The following is a 20,879-nucleotide window of genomic DNA, read 5'->3' as shown; positions in this document are numbered from 1 at the left end:
GAACCCTTTCGACCAGCTATTCAGATAAAATCTCGCTGGAATTTAATCGTTTAATAATGTAACCATTATTTTTGAAAGTATCAATAATGTGTTTGATGTGTTCTTCACCATTTGTTTCTACAGTCACTTGCAATTCCACTTCATGGAAGCGGTCAAGGTTTTTAAACTGATTATGATCAAGTTTAATAACGTTTGCATCCGCATCTGCAAGCATTTCAGATACAGCAACCAATTGACCTGGTTTATCTGGAAGGTTTACAGAGAAAGTGAAGATACGACCACGCAATACGAGACCTTTATTGATCATAGAAGAAATAGTAAGTACGTCGATATTACCACCACTAACAATGGCTACTGCCTTTTTGCCTTTACAGTCTAATTTTTTTAGACCTGCTAATGGTAAAATACCGGAGTTTTCTGCTACTAACTTATGTTTTTCTACAAGCAACAAAAATGCTTCCATCAATTCATAATCAGAGACAGTAACAATTTCATCTACATATTTCTTAATATATTTTAATGTAGTTTCGCCGATTTGACGTACAGCTGTACCATCTGCGATAGTTGCCACCTCACTAAGTGGTACAGGATGATCTGCTTTTAACGCTGCTATTGCACTAGCCGCGCCTTCTGGTTCTACACCAATAATTCTAATGCTAGGATTTTTTAATTTTGCCGCAGCTGCGATACCAGAAACAATACCGCCACCACCAACAGGAACTAGCAATACATCCGCATCAGGCAATTCCTCAAGAACTTCTAATGCAATTGTACCTTGCCCTTCGATAACATCTTCGTCATCAAAAGGATGTACGAACACATATCCGTGCTCTTGTTGTAATTCCATCGCTTTTTGGTAAGCTTCATCATAAATCTCACCATGTAGAACGACTTCGGCACCATATTGTTTTGTAGCATTCACCTTGATGAGAGGTGTATGTTTTGGCATGACGATTGTCGCTTTAATGCCTAGACGTTTTGCCGCAAGAGCCACACCTTGCGCATGGTTACCGGCAGACGCGGCAATAACGCCGCGCACCTTTTCTTCTTCTGTTAATTTTGCAATTTTATTATATGCACCACGAACCTTAAAGGAACCTGTTATTTGTAAATTTTCTGGCTTGATATATACATCATTGCCACACTCGTCAGAGAACACATCACTATGAAGTAATTTTGTTTTCACCGTGATTGTGCTTAATCGCTCACGAGCCTCCATAAAATCATACAACTTATGCATGTACTCTATCTCCTCTAGTTAGTATTAATGAAAATCTACTATTAGTCTTCAAATACTTCGATAGCACCTTGTGCTGCAGAGGATACGTGAAGAGCGTATTTTTTAAGATATCCAGTTACATTGGATTTGAATGGTTTCAATGCTGCTTTACGACGAGCAATTTCTTCATCAGAAACAGCCAATTCCAATTTACCGTTTGGAATATCGATGTTGATAATGTCACCATCTTCAACAACGGCGATTGTGCCACCTGCTGCTGCTTCTGGAGATACGTGACCAATGGATGCACCACGTGTAGCACCAGAGAAACGACCGTCAGTCAACAAGGCTACGTCTTTATCAAGACCCATACCAGCAATCATGGATGTTGGTGTTAACATTTCGCGCATGCCAGGGCCGCCTTTAGGACCTTCGTAACGGATAACTACCACATCGCCTTTTACGATTTTACCGCCTGTAATAGCTTCAACAGCTTCTTCTTCGCTGTTGAATACCTTTGCTGGACCAGAGTGAACAAGCATATCTTCATCTACGGCACCTGCTTTTACAACGGAACCGTCTACAGCAAGGTTACCTTTAAGAACGGCAATACCACCTGTTTCATGAACAGGATTATTCCAAGGATGAATAACGTCTTCATCAGTTACATGAGCTACCGCTGCAATTTCACCTTGTGTTTTAAGAGCTACAGTTTTGCAATCTGTATGCAAACGACCATTTTCTGCTAAACGTTTCAACACAGCAGATACGCCGCCGGCAGCATACAAGTCTTCGATGAAGTATTTACCAGATGGAGAAAGTTTTGATAATTGAGGTGTGTTTTGTGCAATACGATCGAAGTCGTCCAAGGACAATGGTACACCTGCTTCGTGAGCGATAGCTGGCAAATGAAGTGCTGTATTAGAGGAACCACCCAAAGCCATATCTAGAGCTACTGCATTTTCAAAGGCTTCGCGTGTCATAATGTCTTTAGGACGAAGGTTTGCTTTCAATACCTCTACTGCTTGCATACCTGCTAATTTAGCAAGACGTAAACGTTCAGAGTATACTGCTGGAATTGTACCATTGCCAGGAAGGCCCATACCAAGAGCTTCTGTTAAGCAGTTCATTGTATTAGCTGTGTACATACCAGAGCAAGAACCACATGTAGGACATGCTGTATTTTCGATTTCAGATAACTCAGCATCATCCATTTCACCAGTTTGATGTTTACCTACTGCTTCGAATACATCAGACAAACCAATTTTTTTGCCATTATGTACGCCTGCAAGCATAGCACCACCAGACACGAATACGGATGGAATGTTTAAACGAGCTGCAGCTATCAACATACCAGGTACTACTTTATCGCAGTTTGGAATGAATACCATAGCATCAAATGGTGTTGCCATAGCTGTTGCTTCGATGGAATCAGCGATGATATTACGAGTTACCAAGGAGTATTTCATACCGATGTGGTTCATCGCCAAGCCGTCACAAATACCAATTGTATTGAACTCGATTGGCACACCACCTGCGTTGCGAATGCCGTCTTTTACGGCTTGTACAATATTTTTCAAGCCCACGTGACCAGGGATAATTTCGTTGAAAGAGTTCGCAATACCAATGACTGGTCTGTCCATTTCTTCATCAACAAAACCTAGAGCTTTTAATAAAGATCTGTGTGGTGCACGTGCTACGCCTGTTTTTAAATTGTCACTTCTACAACTCATGTTAATCTCCTCACTTTTCTTGAAAGCATCCACTTGGACACTTTTCAACTTAATAAAAAAAGACGATTCTTATGAATCGTCTTAAAAGTTTACAAATGATATTCCTTTTGTTTACAGAATTCCTATGTACATAAACGACCTATGTATCCCTTGGAATAAATACACATAAGAAACAAACCGTATAGTCAAATCTTATTGATTGTATATTAAACCATTCGTGGAACTTCTAAGACAAAAACGTGTTAAGTTGTTGTTCATAATTCGAATGTCTTTAATAATCACGACGAGCGCGATAATCAACAAGCTAATGACTAAACCCAACATGTTTCCTCCTAAAGTAATCTGTAATCATAAGACAATAATAACACTTTATATAATGTCGTGCAATAAATATTCTATAGATTTATCATATAAATTTTTAAAGTTTACCATATATAAAAACTATAGCAATAACAATAATACACTACATATCTAATACACATAGAAAATAAATCGATAACAAACTAGTAAATAGGTAGAACAAAAAAGTCCCTCACTACTGTGAGGGACTTTTTGAATATTATAGAATACCGAATAGCCACATACCAAGGGTACCGCCCCAGAAGTGAATTAAGAAGCTAACCACAGAAATAGCAAGGCCTACACGCCACCATGTTCCTTGTGGTACATAACCAGCACCGAAGAAGATTGGTGTTACACCAGAGCTGTAATGCGTTAATGTACAGCCAGGGCTATTCATCAAACCAAAGAGCAAGATGGTAAACGGAATTGGTGCGCCCATTGCTACCAAGATAGCTGCAAAGGCGGAGAATAACGCTGTAATACGAGCTGTGCCACTGGCAAAGAAATATTGAGAGTATACAAAGGTTGCAGAGATAATGAAGGATGCCCAGAACCAATCAATACCTACAAGATGTTGACTTACAAAATCAGCAAATACTGCAACAACACCGAGCTTGCCAAGTAAACCAGCCATACCAACGAGGGTACCCATCCAGATTAGGATATCCCAACCTGTACGTTCACCTAGAATATCTTCCCAAGTAAGGGATCCTGTAACTACACAAGCAAGTACGCCCATCATAGCAACAACAGTAGGATGTAGTTTTGTCCAAATCGCTGTGGACCACAACAAAATACAAAGTACAAAAATAATAGCTACAGATATTTCAGCCTTTGTAATAGGACCTAGTATATCTAGCTCTTTTTGTGCCATTGCCGCTGCTTGAGGTGTTTCCTTGATTTCAGGCGGATAGATTTTATAAATAAACCAAGGCATCAAAATCATGCAAAGTACACCAGGAATTACACCTGCTTGGAACCATTCCCACCATGAAATATCATAGCCAAATAATTTTGCACCTAAGGATGTAATCAATAAGTTACCACTACAAGCAGTTAAGAAGATTGTTACAGTAATGGTGTTTATCGTATGAGCCGTAGTCATCAAGTATGCCCCAATACGACGTGCCGTACTACCATTTGGCTCAGAATCAAAGGCTAACGAAATGTTTTGTACAATTGGAAAAATAATACCGCCTCCACGAGCCGTATTAGATGGCGTGGCAGGAGAAATAATAAGATCCGTACAAGCCAATGCATAAGCTAACTTTAAGGAACTAGTACCAAAGGAGCGAATCAAAGTATACGCGATACGCTTACCAAGGCCAGAATTAATAATGCCTCTAGAAAAGAATACAGCTGCTACGATAAGCCATACATTGGCTTCAGCGTAACCACCTAATGCTTGCACCATGGTAATAGAATTTGTTGCTACTGCCGCAACAATACCAAAGAGTGCCATAATACCTGTTGGCCAAGGTCGTAAAATAAAACCTACAATTGTAGCCGTGAAGATAGCTAATAAATGCCATCCTTCAGGCTTAATCGCCTCCGTGTGAGGCAAGAACCAAATTACAAGTCCTACCAGTACCGTCAGTGCGGCGCGTGTAAAGGTATTCATAGAACCTCCCTATCATACTACACATATCAACAGTTACTGTTGATTATAAAAAACTATATGGCGGTCATTACACATAACCGCCATATAAATTAGCAACTTTCCAAAAATTCTTTAATCTTTGGATTAGAGCGCAATGTATCCATCTCTTCAGGGGTTAATAATTTTACCTTGTCCCGATCTTGGTTAACTAAGCAAAGGAACCCGATATAATCTCCTTTATTAGCCCGGAATTGATGTATCGTTTTACCTGGGATTTCAATAAAATCACCAGCTTCTACATCATGGATTTCATCGCCTAATAAGACTTGACCCTTCCCGCGAAATATCATAACCATATGTGTATGTTCATGATATTCAAGCGTAGAATACCCACCTGGCAAGCATTCAAAATAGCGGAATTGGCATGGAATATCAAAGGCCCCATCGTATAAAACTTGACGTGTTACATCTTTAAAAGGGCTACCATCTTGTTTATATACCAAGGTATCGACGCCATCCCACTTGAAATTTTTAGCATCAAACTTGCGTATCATTTTATTACCTCTTTATGAAAAAAGGCTGCATCGAAACAGTGTTTCAATACAGCCCTATGGGTTCGATTATTTGAAGAAACGTTTCAATGTTCCTAGTAAACCATGACTATGTTCTTGTACACCATCTGCAACGCTTTCTACTTCAAAGCCTGTACGTTCAATAGCTTTTGTAATAACATCAACAGATGCTTTTGCTGGATCAAAAGAAACAGTCGCTGTTTTCTCTGGCAAATTTACCTCTGCGCTCAAAACGCCAGGTAAACCAAGGGATGCACCTTCAACAGTTTCTTTACAGTTATTGCACATCATACCAGGTACAGTAAATACCTTTGTTACAACGCCATTATCTTCACCGCAACCACAATCTTTACACATAGTGATACCTCCTATTAATCATTAGATTCTTTATGTTTATCGTCGTTTTTAGCCCCTGCTGTTACGTCGATAGTAGTCGCCTTTTTAACGGCTTCTTTCGTTTCATCAACAGCTTTTTTAGGGCCCGAAATAGCATCTTTAAATTCATTGATGCCCTTACCAATAGCTTTACCTACTTCAGGTAATTTACCAGGTCCGAAGATAACTAAAGCGATCACTAATATAACTATTAATTCAGGTGTTCCTATAGATCCCATATGTATCTCCTTTATATTTACTAAAACTTACATCTTTTAGTGTACATCATTATAGGCTGCCTTGTCCACATACCAGGTCACAGCTTCTTGTGAAAGCACAGCACCAGGCAATGTACGACCAATGCGTTTTTCCCACGTTAAATCCTCGTAATCTTCGCGTTGGTATAATACCTTTGTCAATGCAGTTCGCTTGCTTTCACCAGTCACAGTAAACCAGACAGCATCAGATTTTGCTAGGAAAGAAAATGTCATAGAAATACGTTCCCATACCTTGCCATCTTCAACGGCCACTACATCTTGATCAGCTACACGCAATGCGTGAGAGCCTGCAAATAATCCTGCCGTATGACCATCCTCGCCTAAATCAAGCAACGCTAAATCAAGACCAGATTTTTTACATGCCTTTAGGACATTGCGAACCTCTTTTTCATATTCTTCAGCCGCTTCATGTACGGTTTTAGAATCCGTATTAATTGGCAAGAAATGAGCAGCCCCCTTTGCCTTGCATAGCAAATGAGGTTTTACGCGATTGAAGTAATTATCCTCATGCGCTTGTGGTAAGAAACGCTCATCAGTCCACAAGAAGAATATCCGTTCCCAATTAAGGCGCTCAATATATTCAGGAGAGTTAAGTAATTCTAACAAACCATTTATAACAGTACCCCCAGTAATACCAACGATGCACGTTTCAGTACGGCTAATTTCATCATTAGTAAAATCAATAAAATCCTCCGCCAATGCTTGGACTACATCACTAGGACCGTCATAACATTTAATTGTATCTTGAGCCATGTAATAATGACCTCCTAAAACTATTATAATAGTACTATTATATACACTTTTGCTTTTTTATAAAAGCAAAAACCGATGTAACTCAATATATAGAGCCACATCGGTTCGAATTATATTAGTAACTGCTTATAAAATACATGATATTTCAAAGAATTACAAGAGAATAATTATTATTTTTGACCAAATTTAGGGCGACGGCGTTCTGTGAAAGCTCGTACACCTTCCTTAAAGTCTTCAGAAAGACCTAAGGAGCATTGATTTTCTACTTCAAACTTCTTGTACTCTTCCCAGCCAGATAAGAAGCTATTCCACATCATTTCTTTCATAACGCGGTAAGATTGTGCAGGACCTTTTGCTAATTTCTCTACAAGACGTCTTGTAGCAGTTTCTAGATCTTCTAATTCACAAACTTTATATACAAAGCCAAGTTCTTTACCTTTTTCAGCAGATACGGCTTCACCAGTCATAACGATATGCATAGCACGGTTCATGCCAATGGATCGAGTCAACAAGAACAAACCACCTGCATCTGGAGCAAGACCTACGTTTACGAAAGCTTGGATAAAGCGTACATTGTTAGCCGCTACAACAAAGTCTGCAGCTAACGCCATGTTGAACGCCGCACCTGCTGCAGCACCTTGAAGGCTCATGATAACAGGTTTAGGTAAGCGTTTCATAGCCATAGAAATTTGAGCTACTAGTTCAACAATTTCAAATAAAGACTCTGTATCACCATCATTTACAGCCCGTTCCATTTCTGTTAAATCGCCACCAGCAGAGAATACCTTACCTTCAGCATTGATGAGCAAAGCACGAACACTTTCATCATTATGTGCGTTATCTAAAACCTCAAGGATTTCCTTGCACATCTCGATATTAAAACCATTCGCCACTGTAGGCCGATTAAATGTCAACGTACCAATGCCGTTGTCCACTACGTATTGAATTGTATTATAAATCATATGAGTTCTCCTATATGAAAATACCTTTTCGAAAAAATTCGATTATATTTCTATTATAGGGGAATTAAATATAGATGTAAACGTAATCTTATAATCACAAAACAATACTATGTACCCTCTATCAACCCACGTTAGTATAACAAACCTTTGGTGCGTAAGTATCGCTCAGCAACATCATGAGGTTTCTGTCCTTCCGATTCCACCTCATAGTTCATATATGACATATCCTGATCCGTAATCGTATGTGTCAATTTTAGTAATACCGCTTCTAGCTCAGGATGCTTCTTTAACACATCCATTCTGACGACATTACCACAAAGATACGACGGATATAAATGTTTATCGTCCTCAAGAACAACAACAGACGCATGGCTCAACTGACCGTCAGTAGTAAATATAGGCATAGCATCTACATGTCCGCTTTCAATAGCCTGATATTTCAAACCTATATCCATATCCTTCGTATCTTTAAAGTCCATGCCGTATACTCGCTGTAATCCCGAATACCCATCTTGGCGCCCGAAGAAATCATATTCCCCACCTAAAATCAATTGTGACGAAACCCTCGCTAAGTCTGAATATGTTTTTAAATTATATTTGTTAGCAATATCCTTACGTACAGCCATTCCATATGTATTATTGAAACCATACATACCGACCCATTTAAATTGATATGTATCCTCGTAAGCGCGCTGTAATTCATCAAATAAATTTTCACTATATTGCGTGTCTCGTTTTAGTACTGCATTCCAACCGGTGCCTGTATATTCAGGATAGATATCGAATTGACCGGACTCCATGGCCGGTTGAATATTTGAGGTTCCTCCGCCTACTCCGGCTGTTACTTCAACAGTTAAATCTGTATCTTGTTCAATAAGAAGTTTCAGCATATCGCCCAAAATCAACTGTTCTGTCATCGGTTTTGTAGCTACATGAATTACATTGGATTGTTGCGACGGCCACATAAACACACCAATGCCACCAATTATCACAATTGAGGATACAATACCAATACGTTTAAAAGTACGTTTGCAATGCCCTCTATATAGTATGATTTTCTCAAAAAAGCCCAATACACCATCCATAATCAATGCTAAAAAAGCAATTAGTAAACTGCCGGCTACAGTCATAGTCGTATTATTTGTAGTAATACCTCGATAAATAGCTACACCAAGACCTCCGGCACCAATAAATGATGCTACCCCAGTAAGCGCTATAGTCATAACTAGCATATTTCGTATACCGACCATGATTACTGGAAAGGCTAAAGGCAATTCAATATATCGTAAACGTTGTACACGAGATAACCCCAGTGATGTAGCCGCTTCAATCATTTCCTTGTCAATACTGCTTAACCCAGTATATGTATTTCTCACCATCGGCAATAATGCATATATCACAAGAGCAATCACTGCCGTTGCGTTACCAATTCCTGAAAAGGGAATCAAAAATCCAAGCATGGATATGGATGGTATAGTATACAAGAAATTAATAACCATCATGGTCGGATTAACTGCTCGCCGATACTCGTTAAGTAAAATACCCGCAACTACTCCTAGAATAATAGCAATTATACTAGAAAGCAAAGCTATGCCAATATGTTCCCATAATAGACCTGAGAAAAAGCTCCAATTCTCCACTAGTAAATGATATATATTTTGTATCATACAGCCCCCTATACACAGGTAAATATATTATGAAAGAACGACTACCTTTTTACCTGCATTCTTACCAGAATCAACATCACTGAATCCATCATAGAAAATATCGCTCAAAGCATCACTGATTTCATTACCTACAATCTCTTGTTCTCGTCCAAGAGCGGATACACTATAAATACGCTTTCTTTTATCATTACTATCATCATAACAGATAATTATTAGTGTCACCATAATCCGAGCAACCAAAAACACCTGCAGACATTGTCTGCAGGTGTAATAACCTGTATTCCAAATATTAACGTTTGGAGAATTGGCTTGCTTTGCGGGCTTTTTTAAGACCGTATTTTTTACGTTCTTTCATACGTGGGTCACGAGTCAAGAAGCCAGCTTTTTTCAAAGATTGACGAAGTTCGCCATCTACGTCCAATAACGCACGGGAGATACCGTGACGAATTGCACCAGCTTGACCGGAAGGACCGCCACCAGCTACAGTTGCGATTACATCGTATTGTTCAACTGTGTTAGTCAAGTTCAAAGGTTGTTTTACGATCAATTCCAAAGTTTGGCGACCGAAATATTCATTAAGTTCACGTTTGTTAACAGTGATTTTACCTGTGCCCGGTACCAGACGAACTCTAGCAACGGAAGATTTTCTACGACCAGTGCCGTAATATTGTGCTACTGCCATTATATGTTCCTCCCTCTAGATTATCGTACGGAAATTTCTAATACTTCTGGTTTTTGAGCTGCATGTGGATGCTCAGGACCAGCGTATACGTTTAATTTACGGTATTGTTGTGCACCCAATTTATTTTTTGGAAGCATACCACGAACTGCCATTTCAACAACACGTTCAGGTTGTTTTTCAAGCATCATGGACAATTTAGTGAAACGGGAACCACCTGGGTAACCAGAGTGACGGAAGTATTCCTTTTGTTCCAATTTTTTACCAGTTACGCGAATTTTTTCTGCGTTTACAACGATCACATGGTCACCAGTGTCTACGTGTGGTGTGAAAGTTGGTTTATTTTTGCCCCGAAGAACTTTTGCAACTTCGGCAGCAAGGCGTCCTAAAGTTTTACCTTCAGCGTCAACAACATACCATTTCCGTTCGATTGTGTTCGGATTGGCCATAAATGTAGTTTTCATGCTGCATATCCTCCTAATAACGTCATAATTCTACCAAAATCAGCTTGTCCTTTGCTTCCGGGGCTAATGGAAACACGACTAAAGCTTACTCAAAATAGTATACAGATTTTATGGGTTTGTGTCAATTAAAATTTAGCAGTTATATGCTGTCATCAAATTATTTTTTTAATATAGAATTACATTGCTGTATTACCTCATTCAATACGGTCTGATCAGTATTAAGAAGAAGTTTAACCCAATTATCACGCCAACTGCCTCCTAATTGAGCGTCTACTTTTATATGTCCATATGAATTACATATAATATGGACATAATCATCCGAATCAGCATAAGTAATACGAACTTCTCCATCTAATGTTATATATATCAATTTGAGTTGACTGATTAATTCTCTAAATTCATTTACAGTATAAACAAAGGTACCACGACCGGAAAAGTCGCCACTTTTAATATATACACTAAAAGCGATACACTCTTCCCGCGGCTCAACATAAGAGATATATTTTTCTTCTAACTCAACACGTATAAAATCCATTAATCTCCTCTAAATAATAAAGTGAACAGTCCCCTTTATTATCTTTCATTAGCAGAAACCTACTTATATTACATATTACACATTACTTTATATTGTGCAGGAAATTTAAATATTTATATAGAATTATGAATGTATAACATCAAAATTGGTAAAAGTTTAATTGAGATTTTGTAAAATAATACATATTATATCAGTACATCTATTATCTAGGAGATGATAGTATGAATCTAGAAAACAAAAACTCATTTCTCTTAAATAGTGCTCTATTCTTTTCAACAATGGGAAGCACTGCAACAACACTTGGTTTTATAACATATATATTTAATACCACCCACAGTCCCTTTAATACAGGGGCATTTACGATAGCCACATTATTAGTTGGAATGTTATTAGGCCCATTTTTAGGGATACTTGTAAAAGAAAAAGGCTTGATGTGGTCTATGGTAGTTCCTGAAATAGTTTCGAGTTTCATATTATTAATTTTTGTTTTTATAGATAACCTTTATCTAATATATATCATAGCTTTTCTTATCGGTTTTAATAATAAGATCTTAGGAATTGCTAGACTTTCATTTGTACCTAATATTACAAATGATTTAGTCAAATTCAATGCACTGCTCCGATCTATTAATCGTCTTGCTTTGATAAGTGGTTCCTTATTATTTAGCGTTATAATTAATTACTCTTTAACGTTAGTATTCGTTATTGATGCAATTACTTATATTATTTCAGCCTACCTACTTTATCGTTTAAATAAAAATGTAAGAATACAGTCACACTCAACTATCTCCAAAAAAACCATTAGAGAAAGCATATATGATCGCATTCAACTTTTATTAAAAGGATATAAGTTATTATTCCTAAATAAAAAAATCAATTTTATAGTTTATTTGGGTATATTAGCCAGAATATTTTATATGTGTATACCTATTCTACTATTAATATTTATTAAAGATATCTTACATTTAACTGATAGTCAGTATGGATATACGCAAACAATCTCTAGATTGGCATCATTCATTATTTTTGGACTTCTTGCTAAATATTTTACTATTAACTTAGCAACGAGTTTTAAAAAAGTTTTGTTCCCTCTTTTTATACTATATGGAGGAAGTATTTTTTGCATAGGCTATATAGAAACAATAGAGCAACTTTATATTCTATATAGTATATCTGAAATATTATTATTTACAGCCGTTGTTTTAGTTCATGCATATATACAATCTATTTTTTCACAAGAAGAGTTAACATTGGCTAGCGGTTCTGTAAGTACAGGTTTCTCTATTGGATCAATATTATCAATAACTATATTTACAAACTTAGCAAATATATTACCGCTACATGATATATTTTTTATATGTGGAATGGGGATAATTATAAGCGCAGTTATTATAATAGGCTATACTCGATTAAACCAAGAAAGATAGATTTTATGATAATTATTTGATTTACCCTTTTATAAATGATACACACATAATATATAAAAAATCCGCAGTGCGTTGCACTGCGGATTTTTGCGCCAAATTATTTGGAGTACAATTCGACGATAAGTGTTTCGTTAACTTCGATAGGAAGTTCTTCACGTTGAGGAAGACGAGTGAATGTAGCTTTGAAGCCTTCCAAGTCTTTTTCAATGTAAGGAAGTTCGAAAGAACGAAGTTCTTGGAAGTTAGTTTTGAACATTTCGTTGTCACGAGATGCTTCGCGCAATTCGATTACATCGCCTGGTTTGCAGGAGAAGGAAGGAATGTCTACGCGACGACCGTTTACCAAGATGTGGCCATGGTTTACCATTTGACGAGCTTGACGAATGGAGTTACCGAAGCCGATGCGATATACAAGGTTATCAAGACGTTGTTCCAAAAGGATCAACATGTTTTGACCTGTAACACCTTGCATTTTTTTCGCTTTATCATAATAGCGTACGAACTGGCGTTCTAGCAAGTTATAGTAAGCTTTAACTTTTTGTTTTTCTAATAATTGTGTGCCATACTCAGACATTTTTTTCTGACGTTGGTCTTTTTTGACGCGATTCAAGGCTTTTGCGTGACCGAATACGTTCACACCAAAGCGACGACAAAGTTTGAATCGAGCCTCTCTTCTCGTTGCCATGTGATTATCACCTCATAAGATTAATATAAACTTGTACCTACACATAATGGTACTCATGTATAATATCATTTTCATTTACTTATGTCAATTAATGATAATGGTGAAAGTCATTGAAATAAGTGCATAATAGCGAACTGATATTACACTTTTTTGCGATAATATTGCTCACTATATCGATTGTGCATGCTTCATCATATTTTATAGATTTAGATGAAAAAATAATTATAGTATGCTACAATATTAGTAAGAAAGGTAATAGGTATCATTGGAGTTTTATGTCAATATTGGGGGAATACTATGAAAGAGTTACCTACAATGCAAGAGCTACAAAGTTTTATTACCTATAATAAAACAGGAAGCTTTACATTAGCTGCACAATCTATGAACATCACACAATCAGCTTTCAGCGCTCAAATGAAAAAATTAGAGCGTCTAGTTGGTGTGAAATTAATATCCCGCTCTACAAGAGGTAGCCGTTTGACACCAGAAGGTGAATTATTCCTACCAGAAGCAGAACAAGTTCTCGACACATTGGAACGTGCTATTCAATCGATCCGTTTAGCCAGCAAGGTAGAACGTCCAATCTTAAATATTGGTGTATTGCGTAGCTTAGGGGACATCCGCCTTAACGGATATGTATCCCACTTCTTCCAAAACCACCCTGAGTTCTCTGTCAGCATTTATGACATGGAAGAAGAAGAGTTGATGCTCGACTTACGCGAAAATCGTATCGACATTGCCCTCCTCTACTTACCAAATAACAAGGATATGTCAGCATATGAATCTACAGCCCTTCGCGAGGACGAATTCGTATACTATGCACCAAACATCATCGATAATATGGAAGTTGCTAGCTTGAAAGCAATTCAACAACAACCATTACTTATGTATCCACCTAAGTACTTTATGTATCGTACATTAAAAAATTATGTTGGTAACGGTCAACAAAATCTACACATTAGAGGTAGTCGCTTATCTAACCCATATACAATGATCGACTACTGTCAAAAAAATAAATCAGGCTGCATCGTAGCACGCCAAATTCTAAATTCTTTAAATATCAATGATGGCTACATACCTTTAGAAAAACCATTTAAACTACAAGTGTGCTTTGCCTTTAAGAAAAACAATTCTAAATCGGAAACAATGCATACCTTCATGGATTATGTACATAGCGAATCACCAGCTCGTTTATAAGAATGACACAAAACCCGTACACATATATGTGTACGGGTTTTTAATTTTATTATATCCTCTATTAATGTCTATATTTAACATCTTTGTCTTTTAATATCTTTGTCTTTTAACATTCTTTTCTTAACCACTAGTAACGATTCACCTTGGTCATTAAATAATTGCTCTCTACGCTAACAAGTTGTACAATAGAGAATAGATTTCAATTAATACTGTGAGGTTATTATGCTCTTATCTATTTTCTTCTTTATATTAGCCGGTTTAGCCGAAATCGGTGGCGGCTATTTAGTATGGCTCTATATGCGCGACGATAAAGGCCCTGTATATTTACTGGCTGGTGCTTTCATCCTGTTCTTATACGGTATTATCCCTACCTTCCAACCAGAAGCAAGCTTCGGTAAGGTTTATGCAGCCTACGGTGGCGTATTTATTGCCCTTTCCATCCTATGGGGTTGGCTCGTCGATGGTTTGCGACCAGACACATATGATATCATCGGCGGTCTCGTCTGCCTTGTGGGCGTTTATATCATCATGTACGCGCCGCGTTAAATACAAAGAGTACAACTGCTACAGTTGTACTCTTTTTTCTATGTCTATTTCTATGTCTACTTCTATGCCTATTTTTATGTCTATAACTAATATTTTCTAAATAAATAACTATTTTTATACAAATAGAAATAACTATTGATATATATGAATAGCTATTGTGTTATATAACAAAAAGCTGTGTTATATAACAAAAAGCGGCCATCCGAAGATAACCGCTTACGTTGGTGGACGATGACAGGATCGAACTGCCGACATCCTGCTTGTAAGGCAGGCGCTCTCCCAGCTGAGCTAATCGTCCATGTGGTGACCCGTCCGGGAATCGAACCCGGGATACCGCCGTGAAAGGGCGGTGTCTTAACCGCTTGACCAACGGGCCATATGAAATTGGCTCCTCGAGTAGGACTCGAACCTACGACCGATCGGTTAACAGCCGATTGCTCTACCAACTGAGCTATCGAGGAATATTAATGGAGCGGGAAACGAGATTCGAACTCGCGACCCCCGCCTTGGCAAGGCGGTGCTCTACCGCTGAGCTATTCCCGCATGTGGTGGACGATGACAGGATCGAACTGCCGACATCCTGCTTGTAAGGCAGGCGCTCTCCCAGCTGAGCTAATCGTCCATATGTGGTGACCCGTCCGGGAATCGAACCCGGGATACCGCCGTGAAAGGGCGGTGTCTTAACCGCTTGACCAACGGGCCAGAATGGTGACTCACCCGCGACTCGAACGCGGGACACCCTGATTAAAAGTCAGGTGCTCTGCCAACTGAGCTAGTGAGTCATAAATGGCTCCTCGAGTAGGACTCGAACCTACGACCGATCGGTTAACAGCCGATTGCTCTACCAACTGAGCTATCGAGGAATGTATGGAGCGGGAAACGAGATTCGAACTCGCGACCCCCGCCTTGGCAAGGCGGTGCTCTACCGCTGAGCTATTCCCGCATACAGAACCGATAATTAATATAACATAATCATCAATCTGTCGTCAAGAAGAATTTAAGTCTGTCCTGACTGCCCTATAATAATATCAATTTACACATATAGTGTCAATGGTTTTTCCATGAAATTCTCAGTTAATTTTACATAATTGAGCATAAAACATACAAAAAGAGGGATTTAATACTCCCTCTTTTATATAGATTACTCTTTATTCTTTTGTCTACCTTTACCGGCACCATCTTCAGCCGCTTTAACCTCAGCTTCAACGAAGGTTTTCATATCGTTTAACATATGCATAGATGCATCGATAATAGATAGACCCATTGTGGAACCCAATGCTTCATCAATTTGTAAATTGTAGTGTAAACATGGTTTTATTCCAAGGAATCGACATTGTTCCTTGTGAATTGGTTCCTCATAGGCGGCGGATGGGAATATATAGTCCTTAACTAATGGCTCAATAGTAACTGCTGCCAACACAGCTGCGCCTGTTACGGCATTATCAAATACTACTGCCATACGGTGACTTGCGGCACCTAAGATAAAACCTGTTAAGAATGCAATATCTAGTCCCCCTGCTACCTGAAGTAAGTGTAATACCGCATCACGGCGCTCACTTTCACTCAAAGCAGACCAATCATCCACAGCGATATTAAAACGATCTACAAAAGAATGAATATGAGCAGCCCGTTGTTCTACCGTAGGTCCACATTCGGTATGAACGAGAATATCGTCATAGGCACAGCCCGTAATTGTAGCCGTCGTTACGAGGGAGTCAAGGAATGCCCTTTCCCCTACATTACCAATCGCCACCACTTGTAATCCATCAGCATGTAATTTATCAGCATAGGTAAAGCCAAGCTCTAGAGCTCGCTCAAGTTCATCTCGAGAAATAACAGGTTCTACACCAAAGAAATGAGATCCTTTACGAATGACTTGTTGATCAATATATTCTAGATTACTAGTATCTTGCTCAAGACCTACATTTACAACATGTACGTCTGCATTTAACTTAAATGCCGCCCCCTGCGTAGCCGTTCTACCTTCATTGAAACGTTTGATAGCGGCGTAGCTTTCACTACCATGCTGACTATTTTGAGGACCATCTACCAAGTGGTCCGACGCCACCACAAGTACGCCATATCGTAAATGATTTGGTTGAGGATCTGCCAGAATACCTGCAAAACGCTCAGCTATTAACTCTAATGTTGCAAGGCTATAAATAGGTTTTGTTAAATTATCGATACGTAATCGGCATGCTTCCATGGATGGTGCATGTAATGGTTCAATTGTAAAAGTTCTCATGCCTTACCTCCTGTAACAGCCAAATACATATGAACGGCAAGATCTAGCATTCCCATTTGAATGGAACCACCAGAGGCCTCACCGAGACATAGCCCTAAATCAACATAGGCTTCAAGGCCTAAATTTTCTAAAGAAGATTTAGCCGCTTTTTCAGCAGATAAATGAGATGCCATTACATAATCCATCGCCTGTGGAACTAATGTTTTAGCAACCAATGCACAAGCGGATGTATTAAAACCATCAATAATAACAAGTGCATTATTCGCTGCAGCACCTAGAATAACACCTACGATACAGGTAAATTCAAAGCCGCCCACAGAGGATAAAATTCCGATTGCATCATCTTTCGGAATATTTTTATATTTTTCTAATACATCATGCACAATGCGTTGCTTTAATTTTAGACGCTCATCAGAAATATTAGTTCCTCGCCCTGTAGCTTCCTCTGCAGTGAGTCCTGCAAATTTAGCAGTCATAAGAGCACTTGCAGTAGTATTAGAAATACCCATTTCCCCTACTAAGAAAACATTAAAGCCTTCGTCGATTTTCTCTTTTACAAGACGGATACCTGTTTCAATGCCTTCAATGGCTTGTTCACGTGTCATGGCCGGTTCTTCTACAAAGTTTTTTGTGCCCATACCAAGTTTATGACTACGGAGTCCTGGTACCCAGCTCATGTCTGCATCAATGCCCATATCGATGACTTCCATTTGAGCACCACAGTAATTAGCTAAGGAATTTGCGCCCGCCCCCTTAGGAATTAGGTAGTTTTGTGTCATCCCTACAGTTGTTTCCTTTGGGTACGCACTTACGCCCATATCGGCCACGCCATGATCGGCAGAGGCAATAATCATACAAGGTTTTGGAACCGTTAACTGTTCCTGATTTGTAGCCGCACCATATTGAGCCACCACGTTCACAAGTCGCCCATATTGTTCTACAGACGAACCTGCATTCCAACTATCGATTATATGTTGTTCAATTTCATGACTGCGACCTCTAATAGCGTCACAAGTTTCTTGTAACAAACTCATGGTATCTCCTTAACTAAATAATATGTTAAATGTATATTCTTTACGAACCCTAGTATACACATTATACTGCATAAACCGCGTTGCTTCAGCTACATAAATATACGTCAAACTCAAATGAATGTTAATTACTCATTGTTAGTACTCTATGAGTGATAACCAATGCATAGCGATAGCTTATAATTATTTATCATTAGCTATTCTTTATTTGTCCTGTTAAATATGGTAATTTACCGCGGATTTCTCTTCCTCGTTCAAGATAGGATTCTAAAGCTTGACCTTCATCTTCTTGTGAAAGTATCTCTTTTACCCGTTTGATTTCGGATTCGATTTGTGAAAGACCTTCAATAACATTGTGTCTATTACCATAAATGATTTCACGCCACATAGATGGCAAACCACCGGCAACACGTGTACAATCTCTAAAGCCTCCTGCAGATAATTTCATGCGCAACTCGCCTAATTCATCACCACCGGAAACTTGAGTTAAAATAGATGCCAATAAATGTGGCATATGACTCACCATAGCTAAATACGCGTCGTGAGCATAGATATCGACAAATTCAATACGTGATCCTACAGCGCGTCCCATTTCAGCTAGTTCTTGAGCAACCTCTTCACTATATACTTCAGAGGCCTTATCCTCTAGTACAATCCAACCCATACCTTTAAATAGGTTTTTATGAGATACTTCGTAGCCACCCTTTTCAGAGCCAGCCATAGGATGAACAGACACAAAAATTGTCCCTTTCGGAATAGAATCATATACAGCTCGTACAAAGTTTTCCTTTGCACTAGATACATCAGTCACCACTTGTCCTGGTCTAAAAAGATGTGCCATTTCTGTAAATAGTCTTGCATTTGTATCTGGAGGCAATGAAAATACAACGATATCTGCATTTTCAATCAATGGTTCTACCTCAGTCCAAGCAGCTTTTACCACCCCATCCTGAATGGCCGCATCACAAACCTCTTGGCGACGAGCATACCCTACTACCTCATAATCGGTATAGGCCTTTAAAGCCTTCGCCAACGAACCACCTAATAGACCTAAGCCAATAATGCCTACTGTCTTACTCATATAAACCTACTTTCACAAATAATTAGCCTTACACTCTCTAATGTAAGGCTAACTATATCTACAAACTACTAAAAGTATATTGAAATCGTGTAAATATAAGACTATGCCTCTATGAGGCGTCTATTTTTCCACTTCCCACTATACCAGCGATATACAAATAATAAACCTCGTAAAATTTCATCTACCGCCATGGCAATCCAAATGCCTACGAGCCCCCATTCCCAGTAAATTCCAAATAGATAGGACAATGGTACAGCACATAGCCACATGCCAAAAATGCCTACGAGCATCGGTGTTCTAATATCCCCTGCTGCTTGTAAGCAGCCAACCATAACAATATTAACGGCACGACCTAACTCAAGAAAAATCTCAATCAGTAATACATTATGTGCTAACGATAGGATTTCTGGATCCGTAGTAAATATGGATAGTACAATATCACTGGTAATATAAAAGAACGTAGCCAGTCCTACACTAATGGCAATGGCTAACAACATAGAATGCCATACGCGATTTGTCACCTCAGCTTGTCGTTTAGCCCCCATCAGGTAACCCACAATAACTTGAGATGCATTTGCTAATGCTATGGTATATACATAGCAAAGCATGGCAACAACTGATACATACACCTTTGTATTAATAACAGCTAGCCCTAGGATATTGACCATTTTCATAATCGTTGTCTGAGATAACTGATAACTTAAGGTTTCACCACCAGAGGGAACACTGATATTCAGTAAAGACTTAACCGTATGCCACGGGAATGGTTTTAAAAATTTGAAGCTCACCTCTAAAGTAAGCAACTTCTTAAAGGTATAGCCAATAATTACGAGGCCTACCACCTTAGATAACCAGGTAGAAATTGATACCCCTAGTACACCAAGGCTTGGTATGGGACCATGACCAAATATTAATACATAGTTAGTTGTGATATGGATAACATTCATAACTAACGCGATATACATAGTAACACGCGTTAATGAATGGCCTCTAAATACGGCAACCAGCGCATAATACATAGCCTGAATCGGTAATCCTGCGGCCACAATGGTCGTATATATCGACGTATCACTCATCGTTTCGGGAGGTATACCTAGCCATGTAAAAATCCATTCATGACAGGTCATAAAGAATACGGCCGCAACAGATGAAAATAAGAAGTTCAACACCAAACTGACCGTACATACCTCTGATAGCTTAGACTGATTTCGAGCCCCTAAATACTGGGCAATTAAAATCGTCGTAGCGGTACTCATAACAATGATGAGCATAATAAAGATATTTAAAATTTGATTGGCATTAGCCACAGCTGCTACCGCTTGAGGAGAGTAATGGCTCATCATCACTTGGTCTATATTACCTACTAACAGCTGTAGGAATACTTCAATAAATATAGGCCAGCTCAATGTCCAGATAGACAAGCTAATCCCTTTTTCATAAGACTTCATAGTATCCCCTTATATACTAATGTCAGATTTTATAGTATGC

At 38.6% G+C, this 20,879-nt stretch carries 21 protein-coding genes and 9 tRNA genes; 3 read left to right on the top strand and 27 right to left on the bottom strand.

Going from position 1 to position 20,879, the window contains the following annotated elements:
• Positions 1–16 precede the first annotated feature (16 nt).
• The 13 genes from ilvA to MOQ65_RS06500 form a co-directional block, all read right to left on the bottom strand.
• On the bottom strand, positions 17–1,240 hold the full coding sequence (gene ilvA / locus MOQ65_RS06560) for a threonine ammonia-lyase (RefSeq protein WP_257846998.1): 1,224 nt from the start codon (positions 1,238–1,240) through the stop codon (positions 17–19).
• A gap of 41 nt (positions 1,241–1,281) precedes the next feature.
• Positions 1,282–2,952, bottom strand: a complete 1,671-nt coding sequence (gene ilvD, locus MOQ65_RS06555) for a dihydroxy-acid dehydratase (protein WP_172703451.1) — start codon at positions 2,950–2,952, stop codon at positions 1,282–1,284.
• 559 nt (positions 2,953–3,511) lie between these two features.
• Positions 3,512–4,915, bottom strand: a complete 1,404-nt coding sequence (locus MOQ65_RS06550; RefSeq protein ID WP_257846997.1) for a DASS family sodium-coupled anion symporter — start codon at positions 4,913–4,915, stop codon at positions 3,512–3,514.
• Between the two features lie 89 nt (positions 4,916–5,004).
• Positions 5,005–5,448 (bottom strand): cupin domain-containing protein, encoded by a 444-nt coding sequence (locus MOQ65_RS06545; RefSeq protein ID WP_024066644.1) that lies wholly within the window; start codon positions 5,446–5,448, stop codon positions 5,005–5,007.
• Positions 5,449–5,514: 66 nt separating this feature from the next.
• On the bottom strand, positions 5,515–5,823 hold the full coding sequence (locus MOQ65_RS06540) for a heavy-metal-associated domain-containing protein (RefSeq protein ID WP_024066643.1): 309 nt from the start codon (positions 5,821–5,823) through the stop codon (positions 5,515–5,517).
• A 14-nt stretch (positions 5,824–5,837) separates the two neighbouring features.
• Positions 5,838–6,080, bottom strand: coding sequence for a Sec-independent protein translocase subunit TatA/TatB (locus MOQ65_RS06535; RefSeq protein ID WP_024066642.1), 243 nt, complete (start codon positions 6,078–6,080; stop codon positions 5,838–5,840).
• 36 nt (positions 6,081–6,116) lie between these two features.
• Positions 6,117–6,872, bottom strand: a complete 756-nt coding sequence (pgl, locus tag MOQ65_RS06530; RefSeq protein ID WP_060923795.1) for a 6-phosphogluconolactonase — start codon at positions 6,870–6,872, stop codon at positions 6,117–6,119.
• A 170-nt stretch (positions 6,873–7,042) separates the two neighbouring features.
• Entirely contained in the window at positions 7,043–7,834 is a 792-nt protein-coding gene (gene fabM, locus MOQ65_RS06525; protein WP_024066640.1) for a trans-2-decenoyl-ACP isomerase, read from the bottom strand.
• Between the two features lie 131 nt (positions 7,835–7,965).
• The gene (locus tag MOQ65_RS06520; protein ID WP_156719968.1) at positions 7,966–9,501 is read right to left on the bottom strand and encodes an ABC transporter permease/substrate-binding protein; all 1,536 of its coding nucleotides are present in this window, start codon (positions 9,499–9,501) and stop codon (positions 7,966–7,968) included.
• A gap of 27 nt (positions 9,502–9,528) precedes the next feature.
• Positions 9,529–9,726 carry a hypothetical protein gene (locus MOQ65_RS06515; RefSeq protein ID WP_156719969.1) on the bottom strand — a complete coding sequence of 66 codons (198 nt, stop codon included), beginning with the start codon at positions 9,724–9,726 and terminating at the stop codon, positions 9,529–9,531.
• Between the two features lie 64 nt (positions 9,727–9,790).
• Positions 9,791–10,183 (bottom strand): 30S ribosomal protein S9, encoded by a 393-nt coding sequence (gene rpsI / locus MOQ65_RS06510; protein ID WP_005377846.1) that lies wholly within the window; start codon positions 10,181–10,183, stop codon positions 9,791–9,793.
• A gap of 20 nt (positions 10,184–10,203) precedes the next feature.
• Positions 10,204–10,644 carry a 50S ribosomal protein L13 gene (gene rplM, locus MOQ65_RS06505; protein ID WP_005381375.1) on the bottom strand — a complete coding sequence of 147 codons (441 nt, stop codon included), beginning with the start codon at positions 10,642–10,644 and terminating at the stop codon, positions 10,204–10,206.
• 157 nt (positions 10,645–10,801) lie between these two features.
• A complete protein-coding gene (locus MOQ65_RS06500; RefSeq protein WP_257846994.1) occupies positions 10,802–11,179 on the bottom strand; it encodes a WapI family immunity protein in 378 nt (125 codons plus the stop codon).
• 221 nt (positions 11,180–11,400) lie between these two features.
• Between MOQ65_RS06500 and MOQ65_RS06495 the strand changes: the two genes are divergently transcribed.
• Positions 11,401–12,606 carry an MFS transporter gene (locus MOQ65_RS06495; RefSeq protein WP_257846992.1) on the top strand — a complete coding sequence of 402 codons (1,206 nt, stop codon included), beginning with the start codon at positions 11,401–11,403 and terminating at the stop codon, positions 12,604–12,606.
• Between the two features lie 97 nt (positions 12,607–12,703).
• Here the strand turns inward: MOQ65_RS06495 and rpsD are convergent, their stop codons facing one another.
• Complete coding sequence (rpsD, locus tag MOQ65_RS06490; RefSeq protein WP_004695181.1) at positions 12,704–13,291, bottom strand: 30S ribosomal protein S4; 588 nt, start codon at positions 13,289–13,291, stop codon at positions 12,704–12,706.
• A gap of 297 nt (positions 13,292–13,588) precedes the next feature.
• Here rpsD and MOQ65_RS06485 point away from each other — a divergent pair, with 297 nt between their 5' ends.
• The gene (locus tag MOQ65_RS06485) at positions 13,589–14,488 is read left to right on the top strand and encodes a LysR family transcriptional regulator (protein ID WP_060923797.1); all 900 of its coding nucleotides are present in this window, start codon (positions 13,589–13,591) and stop codon (positions 14,486–14,488) included.
• A 222-nt stretch (positions 14,489–14,710) separates the two neighbouring features.
• A complete protein-coding gene (locus MOQ65_RS06480; protein WP_119206345.1) occupies positions 14,711–15,034 on the top strand; it encodes a YnfA family protein in 324 nt (107 codons plus the stop codon).
• A gap of 222 nt (positions 15,035–15,256) precedes the next feature.
• Here MOQ65_RS06480 and MOQ65_RS06475 read toward each other — a convergent pair.
• The 13 genes from MOQ65_RS06475 to MOQ65_RS06415 form a co-directional block, all read right to left on the bottom strand.
• Positions 15,257–15,332, bottom strand: a tRNA-Val gene (locus MOQ65_RS06475).
• A gap of 3 nt (positions 15,333–15,335) precedes the next feature.
• Positions 15,336–15,410, bottom strand: a tRNA-Glu gene (locus tag MOQ65_RS06470).
• 9 nt (positions 15,411–15,419) lie between these two features.
• A tRNA-Asn gene (locus MOQ65_RS06465) sits at positions 15,420–15,495 on the bottom strand.
• 7 nt (positions 15,496–15,502) lie between these two features.
• A tRNA-Gly gene (locus MOQ65_RS06460) sits at positions 15,503–15,577 on the bottom strand.
• Positions 15,578–15,580: 3 nt separating this feature from the next.
• Positions 15,581–15,656 (bottom strand) — tRNA-Val (locus MOQ65_RS06455).
• Positions 15,657–15,661: 5 nt separating this feature from the next.
• Positions 15,662–15,736 (bottom strand) — tRNA-Glu (locus MOQ65_RS06450).
• Positions 15,737–15,740: 4 nt separating this feature from the next.
• A tRNA-Lys gene (locus MOQ65_RS06445) sits at positions 15,741–15,816 on the bottom strand.
• Between the two features lie 5 nt (positions 15,817–15,821).
• Positions 15,822–15,897 (bottom strand) — tRNA-Asn (locus MOQ65_RS06440).
• A 5-nt stretch (positions 15,898–15,902) separates the two neighbouring features.
• Positions 15,903–15,977, bottom strand: a tRNA-Gly gene (locus MOQ65_RS06435).
• Between the two features lie 198 nt (positions 15,978–16,175).
• Positions 16,176–17,279, bottom strand: a complete 1,104-nt coding sequence (locus MOQ65_RS06430) for a nicotinate-nucleotide--dimethylbenzimidazole phosphoribosyltransferase (protein ID WP_257846989.1) — start codon at positions 17,277–17,279, stop codon at positions 16,176–16,178.
• Positions 17,276–18,313 carry a nicotinate-nucleotide--dimethylbenzimidazole phosphoribosyltransferase gene (locus MOQ65_RS06425; protein WP_257846988.1) on the bottom strand — a complete coding sequence of 346 codons (1,038 nt, stop codon included), beginning with the start codon at positions 18,311–18,313 and terminating at the stop codon, positions 17,276–17,278. The genes MOQ65_RS06430 and MOQ65_RS06425 overlap by 4 nt, the downstream gene beginning before the upstream one ends.
• Before the next feature lie 190 nt (positions 18,314–18,503).
• On the bottom strand, positions 18,504–19,391 hold the full coding sequence (locus MOQ65_RS06420) for a prephenate dehydrogenase (protein WP_257846987.1): 888 nt from the start codon (positions 19,389–19,391) through the stop codon (positions 18,504–18,506).
• A 101-nt stretch (positions 19,392–19,492) separates the two neighbouring features.
• Complete coding sequence (locus MOQ65_RS06415) at positions 19,493–20,839, bottom strand: MATE family efflux transporter (protein WP_257846985.1); 1,347 nt, start codon at positions 20,837–20,839, stop codon at positions 19,493–19,495.
• Positions 20,840–20,879 lie beyond the last annotated feature (40 nt).

The sequence above is a fragment of the Veillonella faecalis genome (assembly GCF_024677885.1).
GTDB lineage: Bacteria > Bacillota > Negativicutes > Veillonellales > Veillonellaceae > Veillonella > Veillonella nakazawae.
Note: the sequence above shows the minus strand (reverse complement) of the source record. Positions and strands in the feature narration are given on the sequence as shown.

Bases quoted from the DNA above. Each gene is read 5' to 3' on its own strand.
- MOQ65_RS06495 (WP_257846992.1), top strand. From the start codon at position 11,401: ATGAATCTAGAAAACAAAAACTCATTTCTCTTAAATAGTGCTCTATTC.
- MOQ65_RS06415 (WP_257846985.1), bottom strand. From the start codon at position 20,839: ATGAAGTCTTATGAAAAAGGGATTAGCTTGTCTATCTGGACATTGAGC.
- rpsD (WP_004695181.1), bottom strand. From the start codon at position 13,291: ATGGCAACGAGAAGAGAGGCTCGATTCAAACTTTGTCGTCGCTTTGGT.
- rplM (WP_005381375.1), bottom strand. From the start codon at position 10,644: ATGAAAACTACATTTATGGCCAATCCGAACACAATCGAACGGAAATGG.
- MOQ65_RS06500 (WP_257846994.1), bottom strand. From the start codon at position 11,179: ATGGATTTTATACGTGTTGAGTTAGAAGAAAAATATATCTCTTATGTT.
- fabM (WP_024066640.1), bottom strand. From the start codon at position 7,834: ATGATTTATAATACAATTCAATACGTAGTGGACAACGGCATTGGTACG.
- MOQ65_RS06545 (WP_024066644.1), bottom strand. From the start codon at position 5,448: ATGATACGCAAGTTTGATGCTAAAAATTTCAAGTGGGATGGCGTCGAT.
- MOQ65_RS06550 (WP_257846997.1), bottom strand. From the start codon at position 4,915: ATGAATACCTTTACACGCGCCGCACTGACGGTACTGGTAGGACTTGTA.
- ilvD (WP_172703451.1), bottom strand. From the start codon at position 2,952: ATGAGTTGTAGAAGTGACAATTTAAAAACAGGCGTAGCACGTGCACCA.
- MOQ65_RS06540 (WP_024066643.1), bottom strand. From the start codon at position 5,823: ATGTGTAAAGATTGTGGTTGCGGTGAAGATAATGGCGTTGTAACAAAG.
- MOQ65_RS06420 (WP_257846987.1), bottom strand. From the start codon at position 19,391: ATGAGTAAGACAGTAGGCATTATTGGCTTAGGTCTATTAGGTGGTTCG.
- MOQ65_RS06535 (WP_024066642.1), bottom strand. From the start codon at position 6,080: ATGGGATCTATAGGAACACCTGAATTAATAGTTATATTAGTGATCGCT.
- ilvA (WP_257846998.1), bottom strand. From the start codon at position 1,240: ATGCATAAGTTGTATGATTTTATGGAGGCTCGTGAGCGATTAAGCACA.
- rpsI (WP_005377846.1), bottom strand. From the start codon at position 10,183: ATGGCAGTAGCACAATATTACGGCACTGGTCGTAGAAAATCTTCCGTT.
- MOQ65_RS06485 (WP_060923797.1), top strand. From the start codon at position 13,589: ATGAAAGAGTTACCTACAATGCAAGAGCTACAAAGTTTTATTACCTAT.
- MOQ65_RS06480 (WP_119206345.1), top strand. From the start codon at position 14,711: ATGCTCTTATCTATTTTCTTCTTTATATTAGCCGGTTTAGCCGAAATC.
- MOQ65_RS06515 (WP_156719969.1), bottom strand. From the start codon at position 9,726: ATGGTGACACTAATAATTATCTGTTATGATGATAGTAATGATAAAAGA.
- MOQ65_RS06430 (WP_257846989.1), bottom strand. From the start codon at position 17,279: ATGAGAACTTTTACAATTGAACCATTACATGCACCATCCATGGAAGCA.
- pgl (WP_060923795.1), bottom strand. From the start codon at position 6,872: ATGGCTCAAGATACAATTAAATGTTATGACGGTCCTAGTGATGTAGTC.
- MOQ65_RS06425 (WP_257846988.1), bottom strand. From the start codon at position 18,313: ATGAGTTTGTTACAAGAAACTTGTGACGCTATTAGAGGTCGCAGTCAT.
- MOQ65_RS06520 (WP_156719968.1), bottom strand. From the start codon at position 9,501: ATGATACAAAATATATATCATTTACTAGTGGAGAATTGGAGCTTTTTC.